The organism is Billgrantia saliphila (assembly GCF_002930105.1).
Taxonomy (GTDB): Bacteria; Pseudomonadota; Gammaproteobacteria; order Pseudomonadales; family Halomonadaceae; genus Halomonas; species Halomonas saliphila.
Genome location: NZ_PJRN01000027.1, coordinates 25,462 through 31,665 on the forward strand (window position 1 = coordinate 25,462; position 6,204 = coordinate 31,665).

General features: G+C 62.3%; 6 protein-coding genes. 3 read left to right on the forward strand and 3 right to left on the reverse strand.

Annotation, left to right across the window (positions count from 1 at the left end; genetic code table 11):
* The first annotated feature begins 150 nt into the window (after positions 1-150).
* Positions 151-1,182 (forward strand): NADP(H)-dependent aldo-keto reductase, encoded by a 1,032-nt coding sequence (locus tag CYJ07_RS19315; protein ID WP_104205329.1) that lies wholly within the window; start codon positions 151-153, stop codon positions 1,180-1,182.
* Between the two features lie 108 nt (positions 1,183-1,290).
* On the forward strand, positions 1,291-2,070 hold the full coding sequence (gene yaaA / locus CYJ07_RS19320) for a peroxide stress protein YaaA (protein ID WP_104205330.1): 780 nt from the start codon (positions 1,291-1,293) through the stop codon (positions 2,068-2,070).
* A gap of 49 nt (positions 2,071-2,119) precedes the next feature.
* On the opposite strand, the gene CYJ07_RS19325 is transcribed toward yaaA, so the two are convergent.
* A complete protein-coding gene (locus tag CYJ07_RS19325; protein ID WP_104205331.1) occupies positions 2,120-2,695 on the reverse strand; it encodes an isochorismatase family protein in 576 nt (191 codons plus the stop codon).
* Positions 2,696-2,786: 91 nt separating this feature from the next.
* Here CYJ07_RS19325 and CYJ07_RS19330 point away from each other — a divergent pair, with 91 nt between their 5' ends.
* A complete protein-coding gene (locus CYJ07_RS19330; RefSeq protein WP_104205332.1) occupies positions 2,787-3,608 on the forward strand; it encodes a Tim44 domain-containing protein in 822 nt (273 codons plus the stop codon).
* 53 nt (positions 3,609-3,661) lie between these two features.
* On the opposite strand, the gene CYJ07_RS20700 is transcribed toward CYJ07_RS19330, so the two are convergent.
* Complete coding sequence (locus CYJ07_RS20700; RefSeq protein WP_231489700.1) at positions 3,662-5,587, reverse strand: methyl-accepting chemotaxis protein; 1,926 nt, start codon at positions 5,585-5,587, stop codon at positions 3,662-3,664.
* 143 nt (positions 5,588-5,730) lie between these two features.
* Entirely contained in the window at positions 5,731-5,856 is a 126-nt protein-coding gene (locus tag CYJ07_RS20800; protein ID WP_269320559.1) for a hypothetical protein, read from the reverse strand.
* Between the last annotated feature and the right edge of the window lie 348 nt (positions 5,857-6,204).

Consider the following 6,204-nt stretch of genomic DNA (forward strand, 5'->3'; position numbering starts at 1 on the left):
GGGTCGCCAGCATACGCCCGCCTCGGGACCGACTCAACCCCCTGCGATTTGCTGCCTTGGTAGGGCTCGGCTAGCATGGCTCTGGATACGCTGAACGATCGACACAGCGGACCTCTCCCTACTACCTGACAGGCATCCACAGGAGCGATGATGCAGACGCGACCGCTTGGCAACACCGGCATCGAGGTCAGCCGCTTGTGCCTCGGCACCATGACCTTCGGCGAACAGAACAGCGAAGCCGAAGCCCATGAGCAGCTCGACCGCGCTGTGGCCTTCGGCATCAACTTCATCGACGCCGCCGAGATGTACCCAGTTCCCCCGCGTGCCGAGACCCAGGGCCGTACCGAAAGCTATGTCGGAAGCTGGCTCAAGCGCCGCGATAGCCGCGACGACGTCATTGTCGCGACCAAGGTCACCGGACCTGGCCTCGAGCATATCCGTGGCGGCCCCCGGCTGGATCGTCAGCAGATCCACCAGGCCATCGACGCCAGCCTCGGCCGGCTCAAGACCGATTACGTCGACCTCTATCAATTGCACTGGCCCGAGCGCCACACAAATTACTTCGGCAAACTGGGTTACGAGCACGACGAAGAGGAAGAGGCGATCCCACTGGAGGAAACCCTCGGCGCGCTAAAGGAGCTGGTGAATGCCGGCAAGGTACGCGCCATCGGGCTGTCCAACGAGACCCCCTGGGGCGTGATGAAGGCGCTGCAACTGGCTGAACGGCTGGGTCTGCCACGTGTCGCCTCCATCCAGAATCCCTACAACTTGCTCAACCGCACCTTCGAGGTCGGCCTGGCCGAGATTGCCCACCGCGAGAATGTCGGCCTGTTGGCCTACTCTCCGCTGGGCTTCGGCGTGCTATCCGGCAAATACCTGGATGGTGCACGGCCCCCCAAGGCACGCCTGACCCTGTATGAACGCTTCCAGCGCTATACCTCCGATCTGGCGGAGCAGGCCACCCGAGCCTACGTGGAGATCGCGCGTGAACACGATCTTGACCCGGCGCAGATGGCACTCGCTTTCGTCAATTCGCGCAGCTTCCTGACCAGCAACATTATCGGCGCCACAACGATGGAGCAGTTGGAAGCCAACCTGGCCAGCGAGTCGCTCAAGCTCGATCAGAGCGTACTCGACGCCATCGAGTCGGTGCATCGCCGCATTCCCAACCCCTGTCCCTGATCGGCACCGCCATCGCCCGGGGCTATCGCCGCCATAGCCCCGACGCCGCCTCGCGCCTGATATACTCGAGCCCTTCCCGCCAGGCCGATCCAGGTACAGGAGTGTTCCATGCTGAGCGTGATCTCGCCCGCGAAGACGTTGGATTTCGAGACCCCCGCCACGACTGCCATTCATTCGCAGCCCGATTTCCTCGAGCGCAGCCGCGAGCTGATCGAGATCCTGCAAGATTACTCCCCGCAGCGGCTCAGCGAACTCATGGGCATCAGTGACAAACTGGCCGGCCTCAACGCGGCACGCTTCGCCGAATGGCGCACGCCGTTCACGCGGGACAATGCCAAGCCAGCGGCACAGGCTTTTCAGGGCGACGTCTATGTCGGCCTCGAGGCAGACACCTTCAGCGATGAGGACAACGCTTTCGCCCAGCAGCACCTGCGCATCCTCTCCGGTCTCTACGGCCTGCTGAGGCCGCTCGACCTGATCCAGCCCTACCGCCTGGAGATGGGCACCCGATTGCCCAATTCCACCGGCAAGGACCTCTACGCCTATTGGCAGGATACCCTGACCGCGGCACTCGACCGCGCCGTCGCCGACAGCGGCTCCAAGGTGCTGGTGAACCTCGCGTCCAATGAGTACTTCAAGGCTATCGACGCCAAGCGGCTCCAGGCGCGCATCATCACCCCGGTGTTCAAGGACGAGAAGAACGGCCAGTTCAAGATCATCAGCTTCTACGCCAAGAAGGCTCGCGGATTGATGGCCGCCTGGACGATCCGCCAGCGCCTGGATGACCCCGAAGGGCTGAAGGATTTCGATGTGGCCGGCTACGCTTTCGCTCCAGCCATGTCGGAGGGTGATACCCTGGTATTCACGCGCCGCGAAGGCCAAGCTTAGGCTCTGTCCAAAATCGCCTCCGCTCCTGCCCTTTCGAACAGAGCCCCGTTCAGAAAAAGCGCACCGGGAGCGCCGAACGCGGCTTGAGAAAGCGCTTGTGGATCTGGCGGAATCGCACGTCATCACAACGGTCGAGCCACTCGTAGGCCACCATGTCGGCCGACACCGCCGTCGCCCCCGCGCGCACCATGCGCTCGCGGGCGAGCCGAGCCTCCTCCGCGCGCCGACTGACCGACGCGTCGCTCAGCCAATATACCTCGTAGCCTGCCTCCAGCAGCCCCAGGCCGGTCTGCATGACACAAATGTGCGCTTCGCTGCCGCACAGCACGACCTGGCGCTTGCCGCTGCCAGCCAGGGCATTGGCAAAGTCGGGCTCGGCATGGGCATTGAAATGTACCTTACGCCACAGCCGGTGGCTGGGCAGTGCCTCGAGCAGCCGCGGCTCGCTACCGCCCAAGCCTTCGGGATACTGCTCGGTGAGCCAGACGGGAATGCTCAGGGCATCGGCGACTCCACCCAGCCAGACGGCCTCGTCAACGGCCTGCGGGCCGCCATCGATTACCGGTAGCAGTCCCGCCTGGAGATCGATGATCAACAGCAGGCTTGTTTCACTTTTCAGGCGCACGCTTTCTCTCCCTTGTTGTCTCACCTTTCGCCAGCATAGCCGCTAGAATGGGCTGTCTGAATCCCCTCCCAATTCCTCTGAGAGACTCGCGATGCGCCAACTCTTCGTCATGCTCCTCGTCGGTGTGCTGGGCTTCGGCCTGGCCGTGAATGACGCCGAAGCTCGCCGCCTGGGTGGCGGCGGCAACGTGGGGAGCTTTTCCCGTTCCGCCGACCGGCCGGCGGCCGCTCCCAACCAGGCCGCGCCGGCACGCCAGGCGCAGACGAACAAGGCGACGGGAGCGCGCATGCCTGGAATGTTCGGTGGCCTGCTCGCCGGCGGCCTGCTGGCTGCCCTGTTCTTCGGTGGCGCCTTCGACGAGCTGCGCCTGATGGACATCCTGCTGATCGCCGGACTCGGCTTTCTGCTGCTTCGTCTGCTGGCAAGACGTCGTCCCGCCATGGCGAGCGGCCCCCAACCGGTCCATAGGGAAGAGGCCTCGCAGCTCCGGAGCTTCCAGCCGTCTTCCGCTGGCGCCTTCGATCAGAGCGCCTTTGGCAGCCTGCCGGCCTGGTTCGATCGCGAGCGGTTCCTGCGCGACGCCAAGGAACACTTCATGACGCTCCAGCGCTCCTGGGACAACAACGATTTCTCCGGTCTACAGGAGTACGTCACTCCGGAGTTTTACAATCTACTGCGTGACGAGCGCAGCCGTCAGCCGGCCAACAACCGCACGGAGATCCTTCGCCTGTTCGCCGAGCTCGGCGACGTACGTGAGATCGACGCTCAGGCGGAAGCCACAGTGATCTTCCATGGCCTACTCGAAGAGAACGGCGAGCAGACCGAGTTCAACGAGACTTGGCACCTGATTCGCCAAGTGCGCGATGGATCCCCCTGGTACTTGCAAGGGATCGAGCAGAACGCTGCCGGCTAGGAGAATAGCGTCAGGCCTCGGGCCAGCCGGTATCGGCTGGCCCGCTGGCTGCGTCAGGCCGGTTCGCTCTTCGCCTCGACTCGTGACACCTCGTACCCCGACAAGGCCATCCCGCGCTCCGGTAATGCCTCTTCGCGCAGCTTGAAACGCCCCACCATGTCAGCCAGCCGATCGGCCTGATCGCGCAGCTGTTCGGCCGCTGTGGTCGACTCTTCAGCCAAAGCGGCGTTCTGCTGTGTCATACGATCCAGCTCCGCCACGGCGAGATTGACCTGTCCGATGCCATCGCTCTGCTCGCCTGCGGCATGGCTGATCTCTCCGAGCATCACGGCCACGCGATTCACTCCTTCCATGAGTTCCTGCATCGCATTGCCGGTTTCCTTTACCAGTCGGGTGCCACCTTGAACCTTCTCTCCGGAAGCCTCGATCAACTGGCGAATATCACGCGAAGCCGACGCACTGCGGGTGGCCAGTTGCCGCACTTCCCCTGCCACGACGGCAAAGCCTCTTCCACTCTCTCCGGCCCGAGCCGCTTCGACCGAGGCATTCAAGGCCAACAGGTTGGTCTGGAAGGCAATATCGTCCATCACCTTGACGATATCGGCTACTCGTGTGGACGCACTCTGTATCTCGTCCATGGTCGTCACGACATGCCCGACTTTCTCTCCGGTGCGCTGCGCCAAGTCGGCGGCCGATTGAGAAAGTGCATTCGCCTCGCGTGACGAGGCCGAGGTATTCGCCACCGTACTGTTGATTTCCTCCATGGAGGCAGAAGTCTGCTGCAGACTGGATGCCGCCTGGTCGGTACGCCGAGACATGTCGTGACCGCCGCCGGCTATCTCCTGAGCAGCCAGCCGGACCGCATCGCTACTGACCCTGACGAGGGACAGCACGTCGTGCATCTTGTCGGCAAAGGCATTGAATTGGATGGCCAGCTCGGTGCTCTCGTCCTTCCCTTCGACCGGCAAGCGAAGCGTCAGATCGCCTTCTCCTTCGGCGATTTCCCGCATGGCATGGGCAGTACGCCGTATCGGTCGGAACAAGGTGCGCAGAAGCACGGCGATTATCGCCAAGCTTGCCAGCAGTATCACAGCCACGGCCAGAACAACCAGCAGGACGGCCCGGTTGAGATCGGCGAACAGCTCACTGCGAGGAATCTGGGCGAAGGCCACCCACTCGGTCCCCGGCACATCGATGGCGGCCACCAGTTGCTCGGCTCCCTGTGCATCCTCCGCCACCCCGTACCGGTAGCCCTGTGCATTCAGCAAGGTGGTAGAAATCGTATCCCATCCCGGCAGGGCGTCGATCGGCTCACCGACTCTTTCTGCTCCTTCCGGATGAATGCTGATGGTGCCGTCCCGATTGGCCAGGAATACGCTGCCGCTCTGGCCTAGGCGATAGTTGCGAATCGTCTCGGCCATGGCGTCCAACGAATACCCCACCCCGGCAACGCCTACCCGCTCTCCGCCTGCCTCGACGACATGGTTGATGAAAACCTGGACCTGACCGCCTTCGTCATCCACGTTCAGCTGATAGGCGTCCCCGCCGCTCTCGTCGACCAGATTGTAGAACCACTGGTCTCGCTCGCGGCTGAGTGTGCGCTCGATGCCATCCTGGGTGTAGTACTTGCCACTTCGCGCCGACACATAAAAGACGATGCTGGCACCGGTGCGCTGTTGCATGTCTTGGAAATAGGCGATTGCCCGCTCGGCGCCCTGCCGGGACTCCCCTGCCTCCATCCATTCTTGCAGATAGGGATTGTTCGCCAGATTCTGTGCCGTGGTTATCGGTCCGATCAGCGTCGCCTCGATGTCGTTGCGAATGCTCTCCAGCGTGGCGGGTAGCTCCACCGCCGTGACGCGCTCGGTGACCAAGTCACCGAACAGGCGATACTGCACGGCTGTTGCACCGCCGGCAATCAATAGCATGCAGAGGCTGACACAGAGCATCAGTCTCTGGGCTATGGTGAGTTTGTTCATGTTCTTCCCCTTGGCTGCGGCGTATCGTCAGGGGGATACGCTCTATTTGACCGAACGGTCAATACCGCTATCGGCGGCTCGGGGAAAAACTGAAGGTGGAAGTAAGGTGGGCCTCGTATGGCGATCGTGAGTGCAGCAGGAGCTCAATTCTCTTCCGCGTCCTCCTCGATCTCCTCGCTCACCTCTTCCAAGCGCTCCTCCACATCCTTCATGGCGTTGTCGATATTGCGCTCTGTCTTGTCGCCGGGTCCCGTATTGTCACATCCCATTATCACTCCCACGCCAAACACAGCTAGCGCCCAAGCGACGACCAAGCGTTTCATCGATCTCATTCGCTCCACTCCGAGGACAGCTCTTCGATACCATTACATTACTCGTGAAGCCGTACTTGGTACCACTGGATCCTGTAGGAAGCTGTACGTCTGTGTAAACGCAACAAGGCGCAGTCGCGATAACGGTAATTTCCTTTGCGGGAATAACAAGAAAGCCCCGCGTTCGTTCGAACACGGGGCTTTCTTGGAGGAAGGGCCGGGGCCGTTGGCCGGCCTTCGACGGGCGGCGCTCCGCGATGCTCCCTGGAGGCCCTAAAACGGCGAAACCCCGACCAGTTGGCCGGG